This window comes from Nocardia sp. NPDC050412 (assembly GCF_044458825.1).
Classification (GTDB): domain Bacteria; phylum Actinomycetota; class Actinomycetes; order Mycobacteriales; family Mycobacteriaceae; genus Nocardia.
The window spans coordinates 389028-409531 of the sequence record NZ_JBITIJ010000005.1 but is presented as its reverse complement, the minus strand read 5'-3'; the positions used below and the strand labels follow the sequence as shown (position 1 = coordinate 409531).

22 protein-coding genes and 2 pseudogenes are annotated in these 20504 nt (G+C 64.8%); 5 read left to right on the top strand and 19 right to left on the bottom strand.

Going from position 1 to position 20504, the window contains the following annotated elements; genetic code table 11:
- Positions 1-75 precede the first annotated feature (75 nt).
- Positions 76-2889 (top strand): aminotransferase class I/II-fold pyridoxal phosphate-dependent enzyme, encoded by a 2814-nt coding sequence (locus ACIBI6_RS16390; protein ID WP_364351398.1) that lies wholly within the window; start codon positions 76-78, stop codon positions 2887-2889.
- 114 nt (positions 2890-3003) lie between these two features.
- Here the strand turns inward: ACIBI6_RS16390 and ACIBI6_RS16385 are convergent, their stop codons facing one another.
- From ACIBI6_RS16385 to ACIBI6_RS16345, 9 genes and pseudogenes are all read right to left on the bottom strand, one after another.
- Positions 3004-3192, bottom strand: a complete 189-nt coding sequence (locus tag ACIBI6_RS16385) for an aldo/keto reductase (protein ID WP_396956823.1) — start codon at positions 3190-3192, stop codon at positions 3004-3006.
- Between the two features lie 38 nt (positions 3193-3230).
- Positions 3231-3290: pseudogene (locus tag ACIBI6_RS16380) on the bottom strand (hypothetical protein); the annotation flags it as partial.
- Positions 3288-3714 (bottom strand): annotated as a pseudogene (locus tag ACIBI6_RS16375) (Tn3 family transposase); the annotation flags it as partial. The pseudogenes ACIBI6_RS16375 and ACIBI6_RS16380, both read right to left, overlap by 3 nt.
- A gap of 32 nt (positions 3715-3746) precedes the next feature.
- Positions 3747-4508, bottom strand: a complete 762-nt coding sequence (locus ACIBI6_RS16370; protein ID WP_396956822.1) for an ESX secretion-associated protein EspG — start codon at positions 4506-4508, stop codon at positions 3747-3749.
- A gap of 129 nt (positions 4509-4637) precedes the next feature.
- The gene (locus ACIBI6_RS16365) at positions 4638-5804 is read right to left on the bottom strand and encodes a hypothetical protein (RefSeq protein ID WP_396956821.1); all 1167 of its coding nucleotides are present in this window, start codon (positions 5802-5804) and stop codon (positions 4638-4640) included.
- Entirely contained in the window at positions 5801-6319 is a 519-nt protein-coding gene (locus ACIBI6_RS16360) for a hypothetical protein (protein ID WP_396956820.1), read from the bottom strand. The genes ACIBI6_RS16365 and ACIBI6_RS16360 overlap by 4 nt, the downstream gene beginning before the upstream one ends.
- A 56-nt stretch (positions 6320-6375) precedes the next feature.
- Positions 6376-6957 carry a DUF3558 domain-containing protein gene (locus tag ACIBI6_RS16355; RefSeq protein ID WP_364351386.1) on the bottom strand — a complete coding sequence of 194 codons (582 nt, stop codon included), beginning with the start codon at positions 6955-6957 and terminating at the stop codon, positions 6376-6378.
- 202 nt (positions 6958-7159) lie between these two features.
- A complete protein-coding gene (locus tag ACIBI6_RS16350) occupies positions 7160-7366 on the bottom strand; it encodes a DUF397 domain-containing protein (protein WP_364351383.1) in 207 nt (68 codons plus the stop codon).
- The gene (locus tag ACIBI6_RS16345) at positions 7363-8253 is read right to left on the bottom strand and encodes a helix-turn-helix domain-containing protein (protein WP_396956817.1); all 891 of its coding nucleotides are present in this window, start codon (positions 8251-8253) and stop codon (positions 7363-7365) included. The genes ACIBI6_RS16350 and ACIBI6_RS16345 overlap by 4 nt, the downstream gene beginning before the upstream one ends.
- A 309-nt stretch (positions 8254-8562) precedes the next feature.
- Here ACIBI6_RS16345 and ACIBI6_RS16340 point away from each other — a divergent pair, with 309 nt between their 5' ends.
- Positions 8563-8706, top strand: a complete 144-nt coding sequence (locus tag ACIBI6_RS16340; protein WP_364351374.1) for a hypothetical protein — start codon at positions 8563-8565, stop codon at positions 8704-8706.
- Positions 8707-9519: 813 nt separating this feature from the next.
- Here ACIBI6_RS16340 and ACIBI6_RS16335 read toward each other — a convergent pair.
- From ACIBI6_RS16335 to ACIBI6_RS16315, 5 genes are all read right to left on the bottom strand, one after another.
- Entirely contained in the window at positions 9520-10068 is a 549-nt protein-coding gene (locus ACIBI6_RS16335) for an N-acetylmuramoyl-L-alanine amidase (RefSeq protein ID WP_364351371.1), read from the bottom strand.
- A gap of 16 nt (positions 10069-10084) precedes the next feature.
- Entirely contained in the window at positions 10085-10717 is a 633-nt protein-coding gene (locus ACIBI6_RS16330; RefSeq protein WP_364351368.1) for a DUF1906 domain-containing protein, read from the bottom strand.
- 497 nt (positions 10718-11214) lie between these two features.
- Complete coding sequence (locus ACIBI6_RS16325; protein WP_364351365.1) at positions 11215-11766, bottom strand: AAA family ATPase; 552 nt, start codon at positions 11764-11766, stop codon at positions 11215-11217.
- A 45-nt stretch (positions 11767-11811) separates the two neighbouring features.
- The gene (locus ACIBI6_RS16320) at positions 11812-12141 is read right to left on the bottom strand and encodes a hypothetical protein (protein WP_364351362.1); all 330 of its coding nucleotides are present in this window, start codon (positions 12139-12141) and stop codon (positions 11812-11814) included.
- Complete coding sequence (locus tag ACIBI6_RS16315; protein ID WP_364351359.1) at positions 12141-12416, bottom strand: hypothetical protein; 276 nt, start codon at positions 12414-12416, stop codon at positions 12141-12143. Before ACIBI6_RS16315 ends, ACIBI6_RS16320 begins: the two co-directional genes overlap by 1 nt.
- An 89-nt stretch (positions 12417-12505) precedes the next feature.
- Here ACIBI6_RS16315 and ACIBI6_RS16310 point away from each other — a divergent pair, with 89 nt between their 5' ends.
- From ACIBI6_RS16310 to ACIBI6_RS16300, 3 genes are read left to right on the top strand one after another with little or no spacing between them, the layout of a single operon-like run.
- Complete coding sequence (locus ACIBI6_RS16310; protein WP_364351356.1) at positions 12506-12871, top strand: glyoxalase superfamily protein; 366 nt, start codon at positions 12506-12508, stop codon at positions 12869-12871.
- A complete protein-coding gene (locus ACIBI6_RS16305; RefSeq protein WP_364351353.1) occupies positions 12868-13206 on the top strand; it encodes a metalloregulator ArsR/SmtB family transcription factor in 339 nt (112 codons plus the stop codon). Before ACIBI6_RS16310 ends, ACIBI6_RS16305 begins: the two co-directional genes overlap by 4 nt.
- A complete protein-coding gene (locus ACIBI6_RS16300; protein WP_364351350.1) occupies positions 13203-13670 on the top strand; it encodes an SRPBCC domain-containing protein in 468 nt (155 codons plus the stop codon). Before ACIBI6_RS16305 ends, ACIBI6_RS16300 begins: the two co-directional genes overlap by 4 nt.
- 251 nt (positions 13671-13921) lie before the next feature.
- Here the strand turns inward: ACIBI6_RS16300 and ACIBI6_RS16295 are convergent, their stop codons facing one another.
- The 5 genes from ACIBI6_RS16295 to ACIBI6_RS16275 are packed head-to-tail and all read right to left on the bottom strand — an operon-like array spanning position 13922 to position 20502.
- Positions 13922-14569 (bottom strand): FHA domain-containing protein, encoded by a 648-nt coding sequence (locus ACIBI6_RS16295; protein ID WP_396956812.1) that lies wholly within the window; start codon positions 14567-14569, stop codon positions 13922-13924.
- Positions 14569-15855, bottom strand: coding sequence for a VWA domain-containing protein (locus tag ACIBI6_RS16290; RefSeq protein ID WP_364351344.1), 1287 nt, complete (start codon positions 15853-15855; stop codon positions 14569-14571). Before ACIBI6_RS16290 ends, ACIBI6_RS16295 begins: the two co-directional genes overlap by 1 nt.
- On the bottom strand, positions 15852-16916 hold the full coding sequence (locus ACIBI6_RS16285) for a PP2C family protein-serine/threonine phosphatase (protein ID WP_396956809.1): 1065 nt from the start codon (positions 16914-16916) through the stop codon (positions 15852-15854). Before ACIBI6_RS16285 ends, ACIBI6_RS16290 begins: the two co-directional genes overlap by 4 nt.
- Positions 16913-19327, bottom strand: coding sequence for a tetratricopeptide repeat protein (locus ACIBI6_RS16280; protein WP_396956807.1), 2415 nt, complete (start codon positions 19325-19327; stop codon positions 16913-16915). The genes ACIBI6_RS16285 and ACIBI6_RS16280 overlap by 4 nt, the downstream gene beginning before the upstream one ends.
- Positions 19324-20502, bottom strand: a complete 1179-nt coding sequence (locus ACIBI6_RS16275) for a hypothetical protein (protein ID WP_396956805.1) — start codon at positions 20500-20502, stop codon at positions 19324-19326. Before ACIBI6_RS16275 ends, ACIBI6_RS16280 begins: the two co-directional genes overlap by 4 nt.
- Between the last annotated feature and the right edge of the window lie 2 nt (positions 20503-20504).

Here is a 20504-nt window from a genome sequence, read left to right as displayed (position 1 = left end):
GAGGAATGTTCCAGGCTGATCGTTCGTGTTCGACAAATCGCTTCGCCCACCGATTGAGCGGCGAAAACTGACGACATGCACCGAAACGGCGAGCGCCCGAAAGGGCTCAGTGTTTCCGCGTTGGCGGCGGTAGCGAACCCGTCGTACTCGCGAATCGACACATGGAATCTGCTCGACGACGCGTGCCGTCGGCTCGCCGACGTCAACCGTGCCGGGCTGGACACCACCCACGAAGCCGCCCAGGTGCGGCGCCTGCTCGAGCGTCTCGGCGCCTTCGAGCGGTATTGGCTGTACCCAGGCGCGGCGAGACTGGCGGCGTTTCGCGGATATCTCGCCGATCTTGCGACGGTGCGGCTCACCGAGGAGGTGTCGCTGGCTGTGCGCCTGCTCTCCGAGTACGGCGACGGTACAGCCGTGTTCGACACGTCCGCGCCCTTGGCCGATCAGGAACTCGTGGCGCGGGCCAAACACCAGCAGTTCTTCACTGTCCTGCTCGGCGACGATTCCCCGCCCGAGGTTCCCGAGAGCCTGGCGCAGAGCCTGCGGGCGCTTCGCGACGCATCCGACGATGTGCAGTTCGAGTTGCTTGTCGTGTCGAGCATCGAGGACGCCATCACCGCCGTCGCCTTGAACGGCGAGATTCAGGCGGCGATCATCCGGCATGACCTGCCACTTCGTTCACGCGACAGAGTGCCGTTGATGACCACATTGCTCGGCGTCAACGACGACGTGGTCGTGACCGACCGCACCCAGAACTGGGTCGAATGTGGCGAGTGGATCAGGCAGTTGCGGCCTCATATCGATCTGTACCTGCTCACCGACAAGTCGATCGCCGCGGAGACCCAGGACGAGCCGAACGTCTACGACCGCACGTTCTATCGGCTCAACGATGTCACCGACCTGTACAGCACGGTGCTCGCCGGCTTCCGGAGCCGGTACGCCACACCGTTTTTCGACGCCCTGCGTGCCTATGCGGCCGCGCCGGTCGGCCAATTCCACGCCCTTCCCGTCGCGCGTGGCGCCAGCATCTTCAACTCCAAAACGCTGCAGGATATGGGCGAATTCTACGGTCGCAACATTTTCATGGCCGAGACGTCGTCCACCTCCGGCGGGCTCGACTCGCTGCTGGACCCACACGGCACGATCAGGGCGGCGATGGACAAAGCCGCGAGGACATGGTGTGCCGATCAGACGTACTTCGTCACCAACGGAACGTCCACCGCGAACAAGATCGTTGTGCAGGCCCTGACCCGGCCGGGCGACATTGTTCTGATCGACCGCAATTGCCACAAGTCGCACCACTATGGCCTGGTGCTCGCCGGGGCATACCCGATGTACCTGGAGGCCTACCCGCTCGAGCCGTTCGCGATCTATGGAGCCGTATCCCTGCAGACCATCAAGAAGGCGCTGTTGGACCTCGAGGCGGCCGGACAGCTGGACCGAGTGCGCATGCTGCTGCTCACCAACTGCACTTTCGACGGCATCGTCTACAACCCCCGGCGCGTGATGGAGGAGGTCCTGGCTATCAAGCCGGACATTTGCTTCCTGTGGGATGAGGCGTGGTACGCGTTCGCAACCGCGGTGCCGTGGGCCCGGCAGCGGACCGCGATGGTTGCCGCCGCACAACTCGAGTCGACACTGTCCTCGCCCGGGTACGCCGAGGAATACCGCGCGTGGCGTGCGTCGATGGAGGGAGTCGACCGCACCCAGTGGAGCAACCGTCGTCTGCTTCCCGACCCCGGGCGCGCGCGGGTACGCGTGTATGCGACGCATTCCACCCACAAGTCGCTGTCGGCGCTTCGGCAGGCGTCGATGATCCATGTCCGCGACCAGGATTTCAAAGCTCTCGCCCGAGAAGCGTTCGGTGAGGCGTTTTTGACCCACACCTCGACGTCGCCGAACCAACAACTGCTGGCGTCGTTGGACTTGGCGCGTCGGCAGGTCGACATCGAGGGCTTTCAGCTGGTCCGGCACGTCTACGACATGGCGCTGGTCTTCCGCCACCGCGTCCGCAAAGACCGGCTGATCGGCAAGTGGTTCCGCATCCTCGACGAGGACGACCTGGTGCCCGACGAATTCCGGCCCTCCGAAGTCAGCTCTTACCGACAGGTCAGGCAGGGGGGCTTGGCGGAGTGGAACGAGGCGTGGCGGTCCGATCAGTTCGTGCTCGATCCGACTCGGGTCACCCTGTTCATCGGCAAGACCGGCATGAACGGGTTCGAGTTCCGCGAGAAAGTTCTGATGGACCGGTTCGGTATCCAGATCAACAAGACCTCGATCAACAGTGTGCTGCTGATCTTCACGATCGGCGTCACCTGGTCGAGCGTGCACTACCTGCTCGACGTGCTGCGCCGAGTGGCCACCGACTTCGAGCGCAGCCAGGGTGCGGCCGGAAAGGCCGATCGCGCCCTGCAGCAGCGCCGGGTCGACGAGATCACCAAGGATCTGCCCGCGCTACCCGACTTCAGCGAGTTCGATAGCGTATTTCGTCCCGACGGCGCCCGCTCGTTCGGCGACATGCGATCGGCCTTCTATGCCGGGTATGAGGATTCCGACCGCGAACACATCCTGCTCGGTGACGCCGGGCGACGGATCGCCAAGGGGAAGACTCTGGTGTCCACCACATTCGTGGTCCCCTATCCGCCCGGCTTCCCGGTGCTGGTTCCGGGGCAGGTGATCTCGACGGAGATCCTGTATTTCCTGGCCGAACTCGATGTCAAGGAAATTCACGGATACAACCCCGACCTCGGATTGTCGGTCTTCACCGAGGCCGCACTCGCACGGCTGGCCGCAACTCGGCACGCAATTGCCACGGCGTCCGGCGATGTGTCGCAGACAGCGACGGCGCTGGAATCAGCTCGCGCATTGGATCGGATGCAGTCGCGATAGCGCGCACGGTATCGGCTCGTCAGTTGTATTCGCGGCTGGTGAGCCAGCGCACCGTGTCGGTGTCATGGTGGTCGAAGAACAGGGATGGGCCGGTGTCGAGGGCGGCGATGCGGTTCATTTCCTAGTCGGTGAGGGGCCTTGGCGGTGCAGCATGGCCCGCCATTCGCCGTAGTAGTCGCCGAGGGGCTGGTGGATCAGATACAGATCGAGGTAGTCCAGGCCGAAGCGCTGCAGAGAGGCGTCGAAGGAGCGTTTCGTGGCTTCCTCGGCCGAGCCGAGCCGTTGCGCGAGTCCTGGATCCACAGTTTCGTGGTGACGAACAGGTCTTCACGCGCGATCCCAGAGGGCGCGATCGCGCGACCGACGGCTTCCTCGTTGCCGTAGCTGACAGCGGTTTCCAGCAGCCGGTAGCCGGTGGGGCCGAGCTCGGTCAGCTCGGCGTCGATGGCGCCGAAGAAGTTGATTCTCGCTGTGCGCAGGGCTGATGTGCGCCAAGACTTCGTCGTCGACGTGTCGGCCTGCCCGGCGCGTCTGTTCAACGGCGAGCCCGTAATACTCTGTGGTTCAGGCGATTCGTGCGGCGCAGCGCCTGTGCTCCTCGAGCGCGGCCGCGAGGGTGTTCTGCCGGTCCGAGGCCGACAGCTTGCCGACCAGCAGCGAGGCGGTGGCGTGCCCGCACTTCAGCGACCCGGAAAGCCGCAGCAGGTCGTCTCAGCGCTCGGCGATCAGGCCGAGGATGGCGCGGCGGGTCATCAGCGGGCCGGCGTGCGGGAACCGGGCCTCGGTATCTGCGCCCGGGCATATCCGCCCGATTTTCGGCCGATACTACGGCGACCCCGAATCCGGCGACGATCGCATCACCAGCTGTCGGGGTCGTCGCCGTGGAGTCGTTTCAGGGCCAGGTCGATCCAGGTTTCGAAGTAATTGGTGAGATCGCCGGTGGTGGCGGGGCGGATGGTGATGTGCTCGCGGGTTTGCTGCTGAACGTATCGGCCATCGCCCTCGGCATCGAACCATCCGAGGGCATACCAGGGGGCCGGGCGGCTGTGCAGGTATCCCGCGAGCAGGCCGGCGACGCCCGCGCCGGAGCGGTGCTGAGTGAGACGATCGAAACGTTCCAGCGGACTATTGCGGCCATGACCGTTGTTACTGGAACGCAGGTCCTCGACATGGAAGGTGTCCGGTTTAGCGCTGCCCGGAGGAACCGAGGGCAGAATGCCGGCCAAGCGCGCCGCCAGCTGTTCGGTGCGGAACAGCCGACAGCGGATAGGGCTGTCGACACCGCCCGTGGCGGTCTGGGTCAGCATCACCGCGTGATATGGGGTCCGGGCCCCGAGGACGCGGTATTCACGGGGTTCGCCCTTGCCGAGAACCGTTGATTCACCGCCGATTTCGATACGCAGCTCGGAGGTGGTGAGAGTGTGCAGGGCGAGGTTGATCTGCTCGGTTTCCTCGACACCGTAGCGGGCGCGCACGGCGACCCGATGCGCGGCGACCTCATCGTTGGTGGCCAAACGGCTGACATAGCGCAGCGGGTCCGGGAACCGGTCGTTCGCGTCGCTGTACCAGAGCGCCGCGAAATCGTCCGGTTCCCAACTCCATTCGGCCATCGTGGTCATCCAATCAACATCATGCGGCGGACTCGGCGCCGCCCGGGTACTGCGTAAGTACCTCGGGACAGGCGGCGAGCCAACGAAATTCAGGCAGGAAACGCCCCGGCCACCGATGCTTCGACCGGCGGCCGGAGATCAGCTCGGTGTCGATCCGGGTTCGGCGTGGTCACCGCCGATCACGCCGCCGGGAACAGATTTCGGGGCAGGACCGAGCAACTCTTCGGTGTTCTCCATATTCCGAAGCCACTCGGGGAGCTGATGGGACTCGTCGTCGCCCTTGGATTGGCCACGACCACCGCCCATCCCGCCCATGCCCGACATTCCTGAGGTGCCGGTGCTGGTGGTCGCCGCACGTGCCGCGTTGGCTGCCGTGCCGGTGGCGGTCGGTGTACCGGGAACGCTGCTGCCGGGCTTGCCCGAGGTGGTGCCGGAGGTGCCGCCCAGCCCGCTGCCGTTGCTGCCCGTTCCGCCCGGGTAGCTGCTCGGCGTCGTCGAAGTACTCGTCGTGGGAGTCACCGAACTCGGTTGGGTACCGGAGGTGCTCGACGGGGTCTGCGACGAATCGGTACTCGTGGGAGTGGTCGACGACGGATCCTGCGAACTGTTCGTCGTCGGATCGGTTGCGGGCTGCGAATTTTCGTTCTGGTCGCCCTTGCCCTGGTTACCGGTCCCGGACGTCGGGTTACCGCCACCGTTTCCACTGGTCCCCGGGGTGTAGCCATCGTTCTTGGTTTCCGGTGGCTTGTACAACGGATCGGTTGGGCTGTTCGGTACCGGGAGCACTGGAATCTGCTTATCCGCCGAAACGAATGTGTTTACGTAGTGACTGCGCATGGCTTCCCGTGCGGAACTCTCGCAATCGTTGCGCACCGCAGCGGAATTCGGGCCATGGTAAATGCCCAGGTTCCAGCTCTTCGGGTTGTACCACGATCCCCCGTCCGGCGGCTTGTCCACGGCATTCTGAGTATCGTTGACGCCCTTGGCCGCTGCTGACACTCGGTCTGCGAGGTTCTGCAGCGGTGTTGTCAGGTCCAATGCAGCCTTGGCGTATTTGCTGATCGCTTCCCGCGAACTGTTCGCGGCATTGCCGTCCCAGGCGGCCGAGCTCGAATGATTGATCCGGTTGGCGAAAAGTTCTGCCGCCGAGGCCCACGACGTGGCGATCTGCGCATACTCGCCGGAGCCATCGTGAGCCTCGGTCGTGTTCAGCGGAGTGAACGCGTTGTAAATCTCCCAATGGTTCCAACTATCGACATGCTCACCGCCACCAGCAATCTTCGAGGGCTCGTTCGAATCGGTCATTTCGAGGCTCCGACAGCCGGGGCTGAGATCACGCCTGGTTGGTTTAGGGTACCGATCTGGCTGGCTTCCTTATTCGCCATCAACGCGTTGTACTCAGCGGCGAATTCTTGGTCCTGCTCGACGTATTTCTGGGCGATTGTGCGATGCAGGGTTTGGATGTCGTCAGCGATCTGGTAGTGCTGCTCCAGCATGTCGTAGACGTTGTTGTTCGAGTCCGTGGCTGGATTGACAATCTTGGCCTTACCACGGAAGCGAGCCACCAGCGTGGCGGCCGAGATCATACCGTCCGTCGACTCACCGAGACCCCAGTTCTTTCGGTTCGAGATCCTTTCAGCGATCCGCTGAAGTCGGCGGATCTCTTCTTTGAAAGCCTCGCAGTCGCGCTCGATGTAGACGAACTCGTCGGCGTTGACACGCACTTTGTCGCTGAAACTGACAGTCAGTTTGCCGTCCTGAGCGTCCTTGATCGCGCTGGCCAGCGGGCCCGACGATGATGATGTCGTGGAGTCGCTCATAGTTCGTGGTCCTCCCCCAGGGTTTCCGACAGTGATCGACCGGAGTTCGTTCAAGTCTAGAGAGTGGCAGGTATCGCTGGAACGATCCCTTTCCCGAGACGCTTGGCGATGTCGCAGGAGTGCTGGGAGGCAGTCAGTTTGGCCGAAGGCGGGTTGGTGATACTGACCTCCAGGCTGCCGCCCCTCATATCGACAATCAGTATGCAGTTCTCATGTTGATCCGTCTTATCATCGCTTGGGCGATAGGTAAGTGCCGCCCGCCCAGCCACATTGGACTCTTCGGTGACAGTGAACTGACTGTTCGCACGCACCATCGCCAAGGTGATATTGGTGGTGTCGATCGTGACAGCGTATCCATCGCCACCACGCTGAACCCAGTCGCAGCCGCGCCACTTGTAGCCGCCGGGCCTATCTGTGATGTCCGGCGTCGGCTTGATCAGCTGTTCCTGCTGAATCACCGACTGCGGGATGTCTTTACACGCATCGAACCCCGCTGGCACATCCGCCGCGATGGTTGCCGTCGACGACGCACTGTTCACGCTGCCCTTCGAGTCCCCACCGGAGTTGCACGCCGAGACCAGTACAACCACCCCCGCACCGAGAACCACACCCCGGACCACACCGCTGCAGCTAGCCATCTCGTCCTCTCGCACCGGTGCCATCCCAGACCCGGGGTCGGACCGGCTTCCCCGCCCCCGCAAGCTCGTCTAGACGGTACCGGCCAGGTCACCACCATGCAAAGCGATCATCGCGGTTTCGATCGCGGAGGAACGCTGAATCGGAAGAACCCCAGATGCCGAAAGCATCTGGGGTTCCTACGATTTCACATGCACACGCTACTCAGGACGGCTTGAACTCCCCGCCCTGCACACCCTCCGTGAACGCATCCCACTCGGCGGGCCTGAACACCAGAGCCGGGCCCGTGGGGTTCTTCGAGTCCCGCACCCCGACCATGCCCCCATCGAGGTGTGCGACCTCCACGCATTCCTTCGTCGAGCTGCTGCGGCTGCTCTTGTACCAGTTCGCCCCGGACAGATCGACGCTCACGTCCTGTACTCCTTCGCTATCGCCAGGATTTTTCGCCTGGACTCGCTCTCGTCCAACGCTACACGCCCGATCTCGGCGAGCGCAGTTCGATAATGTCCCACTTCTTCCTCACGCTCTAAGTACAAGTCACCGGCGTACCCCTCGACGTAGACGATCGGCGGTTCGACCAACTTGGACTGCGGCAAGGGCGGAAATTCCATTAGGAAGCACGATCCGACCAACACGCCGAGATGGTTGCGGGCGTTGAATGGGACGACTCGTATCGAAACATTCGGCAAGGCGCCAACTTCGGCAAGTCGATGCAGTTGTTCCGCCAAAACTGCTGGGCCTCCGACCTCTTCGCGGAGGACGGCCTCCGACAACAAGACCTCCACAGTCAGACTTGGGTCTTCGAGACGTCTCTGCCTCCGTATTAACCACTCGATTCGCCTCTCGATCTGCTCAGTTGGCAGCTCGGGGGATTCAGCCCAAGCTATCGCACGGCGATAGTCCGGAGTCTGGAGCAACCCCGGAACAATGGCTACCTTCCACGCCGTCAATCGACTCGCAGCCTCCTCCAAAGCCAGGTAATGGTCGAAGTCCCCAGTGATCTGATCGGCATACGAACGCCACCAGCCGCCGCCCCGCTCCCGCGCGGCCCGCACCTCCTGCACCAGCCCCAACAGGATTCGCCGTTCGTCGTCGGTGGCTCCATAGGCATCGCACAGGGCGTTGATCTGAAAGCTGGTGATCCGGGTCGATCGCCCCTCCTCTATACGGCCGATCGATTGGGGGGAGGTTTCGGCCAGCCTGGCCGCCTCGGCTTGATACATGCCCTTGACTGTCCGCAATCGGCGCAGTTCACGACCGAGGGCACGGCGCGCGAGGGTACTGCCGGTAACGCTCATATCGTTAGCCTCACTATGTAGTGACCGGACTTTTGGAAGCCGTCAGCAGGTGGCGCTCACGTGGCGGTATCCGCGGAGAAAGTTTGGCGATAATACGACGGAAGCGGGCGATTGGGGATGCCGTTTTCCGAAGGCCGGGTGTCTACTTGCATCACCCCGGTAGCCGGGATGAACCCACTGCCTAAGCGAACCACTTTGTAGCACAGGCAGTTTCGGCCTCGGCTACCGGGCATTCCAAATACCCACACTCACATTCGGAGTATCCGCATGCACGGCCTGCCGGTAGCGAACCACAGCGAATTGCCCGTGATGACAATCGAATACGCGCATGTAATCATGCAGAGCCACTTGGACTGCCAGGCGTCGATATGCCCGGTCAAGGCGCAGGCGAAGAAGCGGCTCATCGAGGCCGGCCGGTTCGTCCCGGCCGATGTTCCGCATCTGGGATTCTGATATGGCTGCCGATGCCGTCCGGCACCAGTATCCGAGCCATGCGATGTCACCGGCCCAGATGCATCGGGAGATATCCCGCGCCTTACACGCCGACTGCACGGTGCGGACGTGTGAGATGTTGCGCGGCTGTTGGACACGCCTGATCGAGACGGGACATCCGCACCCCACCGATTCGTCCGCCGACTGCCCCACCTGCACCAGATCGTCTGCCTGACAACAGATTGCCAATACGGAACAACCAAGAGGTGCTGCCCAATGCTCGCTCAGATCCCCGCTCTGATGATCCCGCTCACTCCCCTCCCTTACAGGGTGTGGCCGGTGCGGAAACTGCACGCCGATCCGGGCGCGGAGAACACCGGTCAGGCGGGCCGATGACCGCCAGAAAGCCGAACCGCCGCCAATCGCCGGCCACAGATTGCAATCCACCACTGCCGCAACGTGATCCGTTCATCGGGCCATCGGCCATCTACAGCGGCGCCCCAGCCGATGTGGTCGAGCGGTTCGCGGAAGCGGTCCGCAAATGGGCAAATCAGCCTGTTCCCGCGGAGTCCACCACCGCACGGCGGCAGAGTAATTCAGGCTGACCACGTTTCCGTGCCAGCTGTGCGGCAGTGGCAGCACCGGCTCGAGGATCGCCAATTGCGCATTGGTCATCGATATCGGACACAAACCGATGTGCTGGCGGGATCGTGCTGGCGCGGGCATCTGCGGGTTGTCCGACGGCACGGTCAGCTCCGAGGTCAACCATGTCGAGCAGACCAGGCCTGGCTCGGGCGGCCGTGAGCAATGGCGCCGGGCCGGGCAAGGTCTCGGTCAGGCCTCGCTGTACTCGGCCAGCTTCGAGTTCAGGTAGTCCCACGGGAAATTGGGGCCGACATCGGTGTGTGTGCCTTCGCGCTTGCCGATGGTATAGGCGTTGTGGTCGGCGATCCCGGCCTCGTCGTTGCCGAGTTGTTCGGGTGTGATCGTGCGAATCGGAATACCGTACTTGCGAGCGTCCTGCACGGCGATCCATGCGGCACAGTCGATTCCGGCCCGCATGTTCGAGAACCACTCATCCCGCGTCCAGGCCACGCGCGAGCCCGCGAAGCACAGATTGATCGAGCGAGGATTACCGCTGATCACGGCCCACGCGGAATTGTCGGTATCAACCACGTCGATCACTGTCCCGGAGTTGTCCACGGTGTAGTGGTAGGACACGCCCGAATTGGCATTCTGCAGGTAGTGCGCCAGCGACTGGGCATCGCCGTCGCCTTCCTGGGTGTGCAGCAGGAACCAGATAACCTGCTCGCCGTCGCGGGAGTCGCAGTTGGGACTGACGCCGGTCTGGTCGTCTTGCTTGGTGATAGGTGATGTCGCCATGATGTACCCCCTCGGGTTATCGGGTGTTGGTGGCGGCCGACCACTGTCCGTAGTCGGGTTTAAGGACATCGCTGACGTCGATCCCGACGCCGGCGATCTCGCGGTGGTCGATCTCGATCTGGTGCAGGTGCGCCTTGGGGTGATCACCGTTGATGGCGGGATCGCCGGACCAGTTGTGCTGCCAGAACCATTGGGCGACACCGTCTTCCAAAGCCCAGTCGATGCAGCGGGCATTGCAGTAGACGCCGGTCCACTCGGCGCCGACCACCGAGGCCCAGCCACGCAGGAACGGAGCGATGAGATTGTTCCAGTCGTCGAGGCCCGGGTTGTCGTCGACGGGAGCGTAGAGCGGACGGTCGCCGGGGCCGCCCGCCTCGAAGTGCAGGCGCAACGCCGTCTCGGCATGCCGGGCGCCGCCGTCGTAGCCGCCACGCCAGTCGGCCGTGTCCGCTTTGCCGTACTGGTAGTTGGTGACGATCTCGAGGCCCGCCGCGCGCAACCGGTCGCAGTAGTCGCGCCGCAGTGGTTTGGCGGCGAAATTCGTTCCGGGTCTCGACTCGGAGAAGTATCCGACGACCCCGGCAAACCCTGCGGTCTGGATGTTGCCGGGCTCGATGAGAGCTGCGGAGAAATCGATCAACCGCGTCATGATTGTCCTGTCCTCTTTGACGGCTGGGTATCGCCGGTTGGACAGGCAGGGACTTCCTCAGCGCAGCATCGCATGCCGATTCGACGCGCGTGTCGCACCATTTTCGTTCCACTTGTGTTGCACGACAAGGGATCCCGTCCGCACGCCGCAGGACGGCATGTGTGGAGGAATTCAAAGGCAAGATGCGGCACGCGTCACGAGATCGGTCTGCTCGCAAGATGATTCGGCGCTAAGTCAGTGTTCCCCTGTGCCCCCGCCCCCCGTTTAGGCCATTCGCTTGATGGGGAAGCATACAACCGGAACCGGATAGTTGAAGCCAGAACCAGTCCAAACGTGTTGTTGTGCATACTTTATCGTGGCCTGGTCCGAATGCGGTCTCAGCCTTCCTCGACAGCACCCCAACCAGTCGATGTCCTGGACATCGCTATTCGGCTACAGCGTGTTCGCGGCTGCGCACCGAGCTGTCGGAATACGAGGCGCCAAGGTGTTGGACACAATCACCGAGCAGGGACTTCGCTCTCCAATGGCCGGGCCCGCTCGAGAATCTCGTCGACGGTCTGCTCCACGGTGAGATCGGAAGTGTCCAACCATAATCCGATGCGCGGAGTCTGCGCCCGCAGCGCCTCGTCCAGGCTGTCGACGGTGAAGCCGTCGTAGGCGACCTTGGCCCGGCCCGCCTCGCGCGCAGCGACCACGGCCGGTTTCGGCGCGAGCACCACCACATATCGCGGCCTGGTCCGGATGCGGTCGAGGGTGTAGGGCAGGAACTCCCCGAGCACGACATCCTGGATGATGGCGGTGAATCCGGCCGCGGCATACGCATCGGCGGTGTGCGCGGCCAGTGCGTGCCGCAGCCGCAGTTGGTCCAGTGCTTCCGTCGACGGCTCCGGACTCATATCCGCTCGGCCGCCGATGATGAAGCGCCGGAACGCATCCCCGCGCACATGCGCCGAGCGCGGCAGCCGCTGCGCCAATGCCTGGGCGACCGTGGACTTGCCGGCGGCCTGGATGCCGGTTATCAGATAGACGGCGGATTCCATATCCGCCATGATCGCAGCCGAGCGCCACTTATTTTCGGCCGCCGTAGCGCCGACTCAGCTCGCGCGGTGGATCGGATGCAGTCGCGATAGTGCGCGCACGGCGTCGGCGCGCGAGATGAGCTGGTCGCCATCGAGTTCGGCGATGGCCGCCTCCATCCACTCCCGGATCAGTGTCGACATGCCGATGCCACGGCTGTCGGCGAGCTGCTTGACTCGGGTGTGCAGCTCCAGCGGCATGCGAATGGAGCTGGTCACCACAATGTCGTCTCCGGGGGCGAGTGGCGGCGGCGCCTTCTCCGGCGGGACCGGGTCGTCGCTGAAGGTCAGCCGATCCATGAACGCCGCGACTTCGTCCGGGGTGGACGGGAAATCCTTATCGCTCATCACCGGTTCTCCTGTTCCCACTCCTCGAACATTTTCAGTTCGTCGGCGCGCATTTCCCGGGCGCCGATGATCAGCCAGGTCCACTGGTCCTGTTGGCGCGTCGCCACGATCAGCGGCCGCCCGGTGCCCGTGCGACCCCAGACCGACAACACCATCACGTGCCCGTCATCGGCGTTCCGCGGCCAGCGCCGTGCGCTTTCGAGGACTTGGCGTACCTCCCGGGGTCCGATGCCGATCAAATGCGCGAACGCCCAGTCCGGCCACTCGAACCCCATGGCCACATACTACGCGCATAGTAACCGACCGATCGGTCCTAGTCGCCACCATTTGACGCGTAGGATTTTTCCTACCTATAGTCGGGATCGTGAACATCACCCATGCCAAGGTCGTTACCGTGCCCGTCGCCGATCAGGAACGGGCCAAGGACTTCTATGTCGACACCCTCGGATTCGAGGTGCTGGTGGATCAGCAGATGGGGCCGGTGCGCTGGCTACAGGTCGCACCAAAGGGCGCCCAGACCGCGTTCACGCTGGCCAGTACGGAGCAGGGATTCACGCCCGGCAGTTCTACCGGCGTCATCCTCGAAACCGCCGACCTCGATGCGGACTGTGCGGCGCTGGCCGAGGCAGGTGTGGCGGTCGAGGGACCGACCGACCTGCCCTGGGGACGTCAGGCCACGCTGACCGATCCCGATGGCAACCGCTTCGTTCTGGCCGCCGCGGGCCGGTGACCGTCGAGGCGCCCGAGGGGCGGGTCTTCGCGGCGTTGGCCAGTCCGGTTCGGCGCGAGGTGCTGCGGCTGCTACGCGAGGGCGGACCGCAACCGGTGACCGATCTGGCCGCGCATTTCGACATGGCGCGGCCGAGCTTCTCCGAACATCTGCGGGTGCTGCGGGAGGCCGAATTGGTCAGCGAGAACAAGGTCGGGCGGCAACGGCTGTACCGGCTCGAGGCGGCCCCGCTGTACGAGATCCAAGAGTGGTTGCACCCGTTCGAGCGGTTCTGGCGCGAGAAGTTGACCGGGCTGCGTGAACTGCTGGACACCATGGAACAGGAGAGAGAATGACCGACGATCCGACCACTATTCACGTGGACGAATTCCTTGCGCACCCACCGGCGAAGGTGTGGCGCGCGCTGACCGAACCGGAGTTGCTCGCACGGTGGTTCATGCCATCCGACTTCCGGCTCGAGGTCGGGCACCGCTACACCATCGACGCGAAAGCTGTTCCGGCGACCGGCTTTTCCGGCGTGATCGCGGCCGAGGTGCTGGCCTTCGAATCGGAGCGGATGCTGCGCGTCGGCTGGCGCGATGCCGAGCCGAATGCCGAGCATGCTGCCAACTGGACGATCACCTGGACGCTGGAGCCCGAGGGCAAGGGCACCCGACTGTTCTTGGCACACGCCGGATTCGATCCGGACCACCCGCTCCAGCAGAGGGCCCGCACGATCATGGACGCCGGTTGGCGCTCCCATGTCATGCGACGCATCGACGAGGTACTGCAGGAGCTCGAACCGAACCTCGGGCGCTGAGTCGCGCCGCGTTGCGCTGCCGGTGCAACCGCAAACGTTGTATAGAGCCTGCAGCCGAATCAACGCGGATTTCGGCCGTGACACAGGCACCTATCTGGATGGACTGATGCCGCACAATCATGCTCGCTTTGGTCCCCGCTGTGACATCACCATCGCCTGCTGGACGCCTGTCGAGCCTGATCGGCAACAGCCTCTATGCCGGGCGTGAGCTGGTGATGACGGGTGTGCCGATGGGGACGCGCCGTATTCGCTCAGGGGCTTTCGGCGGTCACGATGATTGTGGTCCAGCCGCCGAGGTGGATGCGGTCACCGCTTCGGAGTGGGACCGGCACCTCGGCGGGGATCAGGTCTTCGCTGCCATTGAGGCTGGTGCCGTTGGTCGAGCCGAGATCGGTGATGGTTATGCCGCTTTCGGCGATGCGCAGAATTGCGTGGGCGCGGGAGACACCGGCATCGATGGGGGCGATGCCCAGATCGATCGCGGGTTGCAGCCCCTGTGAGACGCTGTGTTTGCCGATCAGGATATCGGTGCCGCGCAAGGTGATTCGGCGTTCGGGATAGAATGCCGGGAACTCGACCTGATCGGCGTCGGGGCCCTTGCGGGCTTGCACGCGGTCGTAGAACTCGCGATCGGCGGTGATCGTGGCGACCCACGTCAGCACACCGGCGGCGGAAACCGCGGTGGCGATTTCGGTGGGCGCGGCCGCACGCGGCACGGGCGTCGGCAGCGCGGAATCAGCGCCGCAGACTTCACAGAAGCGACCGGTGCTCGGCGACCCACACGACGGGCACAGCGCGGCCGCGGTCGTCGGCGCGGGTGCACCGATCGGCGAACCACAGACATCGCAGTAGTCCATCGCGACGGACTGATGCCCGTCCGGACAGGTGGCGATCGCCATTACCCCTCCTTGCGTACCCGCGCCGTCTTGGTCGAGCGTGCGTCCAAGGCCATTTCGTCCGCGGCCTCGACCCTGGCACGCAATCGCACGGTGCCATTGCGCTCGTCGACCTCGACCACACCGCGCAACAGCTTCGCGGTGCCCTCGTTGCCGGATTCGGCAGCGAGCTCGACCGCGCGCCGCAGCTTCGCCGTCGCCGTCTCCACATCACCGTTCTTACGCGCGCTCAACCCTTCCTGCACGACCTGGGCGAGTTCGGCCTGTCCGGTGTAATGCGCGACGCGCCTGCTGATCCGGGCCGACAGCTCGGTCTCGGTGGTCCACACCGCGCGCACCAATCCCTGCCCGACCACTTCGTCGCCGGAGACCACACTGATGCGGGCCGCGAGCTTCTCCCGTCCAGGCGCGGCGGGCTCGACTCGCACCTGCACGTGATAGTCGCGGTCCTCCGCCCCCCAGGCTCCGAGCGGGTACTCCCCCAGCTGCGGTCCGGCATCGGTGCGGCGTGCGGTCAGATCCTCGATGGTCGGCGCGACCTGCTTGACGAACTGGACGGTGGCTCCGGCCGGTGTCCACACCCGCAGGGTGAGTTCCGGAATCGCCTTGGCCATCGACGTCTGCGTCATCGCGGCGAAGTCCGCGGCCAGATTAGCCGGGTCCGCGACGATATCGACCGTGCCGTGCAGCGCCGAGGCGATGGTGCGCAATTCGTCCACCTGCCAGTCCGTTCCGACGCCGCGGCAGTCGCAGGTGAAGATTCCCTCGGACTGTTCGATCTCAGCGGCCAGCGTCGCGGGTTCCTCGTGTTCGTTCTTGCCGTCGGTGAGCAGAATGGCGTGCACCATCGCATCCGGATGCTTCTTGGCCAACTGTCGGGTGAGCCCGAGCCAGGTGCCCATGGCGGTGCCGCCGTTGGGGCGCAACTTGTCCAGTGCGCGGCGCGCCGCTGCCCTGGTGTCACGGTTGACGGGCACCGATGGTTTATCGCTCGGATAGGTCAGCCGCGCCACTGATGTGCCCTCGATGATCGCGAACCGGGTGCCGTCCTTAAGCACATCGAGTGCGGCCAGGGTCGCTCGGCGTGCACCTTCGAACTTCTTACCGGTGGCCATTGATCCGGAGCAGTCGATGATCAGTACCTCCAGCCGCTCCGGCTCCGGTCCGGCCGCCACGAAATCCGCACCCGTCTCCACGGTCACCACCGCATCGACCGTGCCCGCGCCCTCGGCCAGATATTCGTTCTGGTCTATCGCTACCGAAATACCCGTATTCGCAATGGGACTCACTGTGCAACTCCTGCATCGACCGATGGCCCGATCGGCACCAGCGCGACGGTGATGTTGTCGCTCCCCCCGGACCGTAGTGCAAATTCGACAAGCGTCCGCGCCGCCTCCTCGCGCGGTAACCCGCTGATCATTCGCGCGAGCGCCACCGGATCGGATATGTAGTTCCAGAGTCCGTCAGTGCAGAGCAAGAGCACCCCGGGGCCCGTGGTGTGAAAGGTTTTCACACATCGGTCCGACCACGGTTTGTCCTCGCTGTCGGCGCCGAGCCAGCGCAGCAAGGTGTGTGCCCGCGGATCCTGCATCGCGGACTGCTCGTCCATTGCACCGGCATCGACGAGTGCCTGCGCCCACGAGTCGTCGACGGTCAGCCGCGTCGATGGCAAATTTCCGCCCGCGATCGGCTCGATGCCGGTGCCCTGCAACCAATATGCCCGGCTGTCACCGACATTCGCTACGGTGATCTCCAGGCCGTCGCCGCCGTATCCGCGCACGATGGCCGAAACGTAGGTGCACGACGGAGCGTGGCCTTCGTGTGTCGCGATATCGCGGACGGCCTGCGATGCGGCCGTGAGCCCGGCCATGACCACGGCCGTGCCGGAGCGTGCTTCGGCCAGTGCGGTGAGGCAGGCATCGACGCCAGCCCGCACCGCCGCGCCCGAGGCCGCCTGCGGATTGTCGGAGGTGGAGACGCCGTCGCTGACCACGATCACCGTGACGACCGGGCGCTCGGCCCCGTCTTCCAGTACCGCGGCGGCGACCGCATCCTCGTTGCGCGCGTGCGCGATACCGCGATCGGTCATCACATACACCGCGCCGAGATCGGCCTCGAACCGATCCGGTTGGGGCCGCAATTGACCGCAGCCGCCGCAATAGCCGTCAGCGTCGTAGCGGGTGCCGCCACAGCCCTCACACGTCGGTGCCGCATTCGGATCCCACCGAGGCAGCGCGATTCGGCGCGCACCGAGTTGGCGGCCGCAGGCCTCGCAGAACCGGTCGGCCACCCCGACCCGCGCCGCGCATTCCGGGCAGCGCGGCTGTAGGTCGGTCTCGGGCGCGGTCATAGCGTCGTCCTCGGCCGGATCGCATTGGCACGATCCACGAGCTCGAATCGGGTCCACATATCTTCGGTTTCGCGGGCGAGGTCGCGATAGCAGCGCTCCAAACCGGTTCGTACTCCGTCCTGATCGAGGTTGGCGCCGAGCAGCGCCCCATGTGTCGTCGGTGCTTTACCCGCGCGCAGCCAGTTCCATGCGGCATCCAGCACACGCATCCGCACTTGTGCACTACGGCTTTTCGATTCGATCCGCAATGCCTCGACCCGCCCGCCCGCATCGCGTAACAGCGATTCGGACAACTCGTCGGGGGTGCGGTCGGCCAGCATGATCTCCACGGCCGTCAGGCGTGCCTCGGTGTAGAGCGCCGAGGCCGAATCCACCTGATCGAGTACGGCAACCGCGCCGTCGCGATCGCCGTCCGCGTTGCGCAGCCGGGCCAGTCCGAAGGCGGCGCTGACGAAGCCGTGGTCGGTGCGCCAGATCGTGTCGTAGTAGCGCGCGGCCTGTCGCCGATCCGGCTGTGCGCCGGTGAGTTCGGCGACGGCCGCCTGGGCCACCTTGGGTGCGGCCTCGCCGGGCAACGCGGCATACACGGCATCGAATTCGGCATGGGCAGCATCGATATTGCCCGCGAGCAGTTCGGCTTGACCGCGGTACCAGGCCAGTCGCCAGTCACCCGGCAGAGTGTCGGCGAGTTCGTCGAGTCGGCGCAGCGCATCGGTCGGGTCGCCGACTTCTAGAGCGGCGCGCACAATCCGCAGCGGAATCTCCACGGAAGCAACGTGGTTCGTGAGCACCGAGCGCAGTCCCGCCTCGAAAGCTGGTTCCAGTTCGGCGGGTGAGGTGCCGCCGGTTGTCGCCAGGAGCGCAGCACCGCTGTCATTCGGGTCGACCAGCGGAACCGGCAGTGCCGCAACAATACTCGTCGGCGTCGGTGCTTCCTGAATGCCGAATACGCCGCGTGGCGGTCCGAAGTAGGCCGACATACCGGGACGCGGCACACCGTCATCGATGCTCAGCACCTCACGCAGCACGCCGGTCAGCTGATCGGTCATCTCCTCCATCGAGGAGAAGCGCGCGTCCGGATCGGCGTCGGTGGCGCGCAGGATGAATCGGTGCAGCGAATCGTATTTCGCCAGCAGCGGTTCGACCTGCGGGCCGGGCAGTGCGCCGAAATGTCCGCCCTGCTGCGGCACATTCATCAGCAATACCGCGAGAGTGCGCCCGACGGTGTAGACCTCGGTGGCGACGGTCGGCCCGGTTTCGGAGATCTCCGGCGCCTGATAGCCGATGGTGCCGTAGATGGGGCTGTCCTGATCGTCCATTGCGATCACCGCGCCCATATCGATGAGCTTGAGCTGCTCATCGGTCTGCATCACATTGTCCGGCTTGAAATCGCAGTAGGCCAGGCCGAGGGAATGCAGATAGCCGAGCGCGGGCAACATCTCCAGGATGTAGGCGATGGCCTGCGGCGGTGGCAGATAGCTGCCGTCGGTATCGCGGCGGGCGCGCAGGATCTGTTTGAGCGACGTCCCGCCGACGTACTCCATGACGATATAGCCGACCGCGACACCGTCGGCGCCGCGGTGCTCGACGAAGTTGTAGATCTTGACGATGCTCGGATGCTCGACCTCGGCCAGGAACCGCTTCTCGGCGACCGCCGCGGCCATCGCGTCCAGGTCCCCTGAATTGAGTAGGCCTTTCAGCACCACCCAGCGGTTGGCGACATTGCGGTCGGTGGCCAGATAGATCCAGCCGAGCCCGCCGTGCGCCAGACAGCCGACGACGTCGTACTGTCCGCCGACCAGATCGCCTTTGCTCAGCTTCGGCGTGAAGGAGAACCGGGTGCCGCAGCTGGGGCAGAAGCCCTCGCTGCGGCCGGGCGCACCGTCATGGCCGCGTCCGACCGGTCGTTCGCATTTGCCGCAGAACCGTTTTCCCTCGGCGACCTGCGGATCGGTTAGGACCGCGGTGGCGGGGTCGATGCGCGGCATTCGCGGCACCTCCACCATGCCAGCGCCGAGTCGACCGCGGGCGGTGGATTTCGATGAGGTCCGGCCGGTGCGCACCGAGCGCCCAGAGGCGCGGGTGCTTCCGGAGCGCACCGATAGTGCGGAAGTCCCGGCCGGAGCGGTGCCGCAGGCATCGCAGTAGCCGTCGACAATGGTTCCGCGACAGCCTGGTTCGGCGCAGGTAGCCAGCTGTGATTCAGCCGGCGCCGTACCGCAGGCATCGCAATACCCGCCGACAATCGCTCCAGTGCAGCCCGGTTCGGCGCAGGCGCGCCCATCGCTGGAAACCCTCTGCGGGATGGGTATTTCCGCCGAGACCGTGATCGCCTCGGCGGGTGCGGTGCCGCATACCACGCAATATCCGTCTTCGATGGTGCCGCCGCAATCCGGCTCATTACAGGTCATCTGCCCCGCCCCGATTTCTCCCCGATGATCTGCTGGAAGTCGGCGACCGCCCGGGTGACGGCCGCCAGATCGCACGGTCGCCGCGCGAGCAGACCCGCCGCGATCTGATTGGAGGCCAGGACATCTCGGTCCTCGCTGACGCCGAGTCGAGCTGCCTTCGCCTGATAGGCGGCCAGCCGTCCACGCAGCTCGCTACGCCGATCGAGCAGGCCCTGAGCCAACTCCTCCACGGTGGCCGCCCCGGCGATCGCGTCGGCGACTCGCGTCCGCAACCGCACCAAATCCGCTGCCGCACCCGTTTTCGCCGATAACGCATCGAGTTCCGCTTCGAGCGCGGCGGTGTCGTCCTCGTACACCGGCAGCGGACCCGCCAGGATCTTCGCCTCGACTTGCGCCCTCGCCTCCGCCGCGCTGGCTCGAGTCGCCCGCAGCGCCGCCAAGCGCCTACGCGTCTCGGAGACCGCCGCGGCCCAATCCGCACCCACCGCATCGAGTTCGGCGAGGATGGTGGCCACGTGTCGGAACTGCCCCGACAACTCCGCGAGGCGCGCATCGATCTCCGGCACCGTCAGTGCGAGCGGATCGGTCGCCGAAAGGCTCAGCAATTCGGCGATGCCGTTACCGATCACGCGCAGCTGCGCGGTCTCGCCCCCGCCCGCGCCCGCCTTGTCCAGGGTGTCCTGCAGCGGCGCGAGGCCCGACATCACCCGACTGTTCACCGCATCGACCGCGTCGAAGAATTCGGCGATTTCCGGGAAGGTGGCCCGCATTCGATCAACGGTATCGACGAGTCCGACGAACAGAACCTCTTCGGCGGGTCCGGTGAGCGAACGTTGCGCCATCGGTATAGGCGTGCGCGCGGCTTCATAGGGGCGCCCGCGCAGCAGCCGGGTGAGTTCGGCGCGCTCACCGTCGTCGAGGCGCGTGCGAGCGCCGCGCACCTTGTGCGCCGAATCCAGGATGATCTGCAGGCGGCTGTAGTCCTCCCACATCAGCGCGAGCGCGGCACGGACCGGCAGCCAACGCTGTTCGGTAACACCGGTCGGCGGATAACGCTGTAGCAGTGTGTGGCCGGGATGTTTGTCCAATTCCAGTAGGGTGGCGGTGATGGCATCGAATTCGTTTGTGCGGGTGGCTAATTCAGCGTCGATTTCGGCGAGAGTGAGTATCTGCATGG

Coding starts and splice junctions, on each gene's coding strand:
- ACIBI6_RS16355 (WP_364351386.1), bottom strand. CDS start 6,957: ATGGCTAGCTGCAGCGGTGTGGTCCGGGGTGTGGTTCTCGGTGCGGGG.
- ACIBI6_RS16315 (WP_364351359.1), bottom strand. CDS start 12,416: ATGGGGTTCGAGTGGCCGGACTGGGCGTTCGCGCATTTGATCGGCATC.
- ACIBI6_RS16335 (WP_364351371.1), bottom strand. CDS start 10,068: ATGGCGACATCACCTATCACCAAGCAAGACGACCAGACCGGCGTCAGT.
- ACIBI6_RS16330 (WP_364351368.1), bottom strand. CDS start 10,717: ATGACGCGGTTGATCGATTTCTCCGCAGCTCTCATCGAGCCCGGCAAC.
- ACIBI6_RS16325 (WP_364351365.1), bottom strand. CDS start 11,766: ATGGCGGATATGGAATCCGCCGTCTATCTGATAACCGGCATCCAGGCC.
- ACIBI6_RS16285 (WP_396956809.1), bottom strand. CDS start 16,916: ATGACCGCGCCCGAGACCGACCTACAGCCGCGCTGCCCGGAATGCGCG.
- ACIBI6_RS16320 (WP_364351362.1), bottom strand. CDS start 12,141: ATGAGCGATAAGGATTTCCCGTCCACCCCGGACGAAGTCGCGGCGTTC.
- ACIBI6_RS16370 (WP_396956822.1), bottom strand. CDS start 4,508: ATGACCACGATGGCCGAATGGAGTTGGGAACCGGACGATTTCGCGGCG.
- ACIBI6_RS16390 (WP_364351398.1), top strand. CDS start 76: ATGCACCGAAACGGCGAGCGCCCGAAAGGGCTCAGTGTTTCCGCGTTG.
- ACIBI6_RS16300 (WP_364351350.1), top strand. CDS start 13,203: ATGACCGACGATCCGACCACTATTCACGTGGACGAATTCCTTGCGCAC.
- ACIBI6_RS16360 (WP_396956820.1), bottom strand. CDS start 6,319: ATGAGCGACTCCACGACATCATCATCGTCGGGCCCGCTGGCCAGCGCG.
- ACIBI6_RS16275 (WP_396956805.1), bottom strand. CDS start 20,502: ATGCAGATACTCACTCTCGCCGAAATCGACGCTGAATTAGCCACCCGC.
- ACIBI6_RS16340 (WP_364351374.1), top strand. CDS start 8,563: ATGACAATCGAATACGCGCATGTAATCATGCAGAGCCACTTGGACTGC.
- ACIBI6_RS16295 (WP_396956812.1), bottom strand. CDS start 14,569: ATGGCGATCGCCACCTGTCCGGACGGGCATCAGTCCGTCGCGATGGAC.
- ACIBI6_RS16345 (WP_396956817.1), bottom strand. CDS start 8,253: ATGAGCGTTACCGGCAGTACCCTCGCGCGCCGTGCCCTCGGTCGTGAA.
- ACIBI6_RS16365 (WP_396956821.1), bottom strand. CDS start 5,804: ATGACCGATTCGAACGAGCCCTCGAAGATTGCTGGTGGCGGTGAGCAT.
- ACIBI6_RS16280 (WP_396956807.1), bottom strand. CDS start 19,327: ATGACCTGTAATGAGCCGGATTGCGGCGGCACCATCGAAGACGGATAT.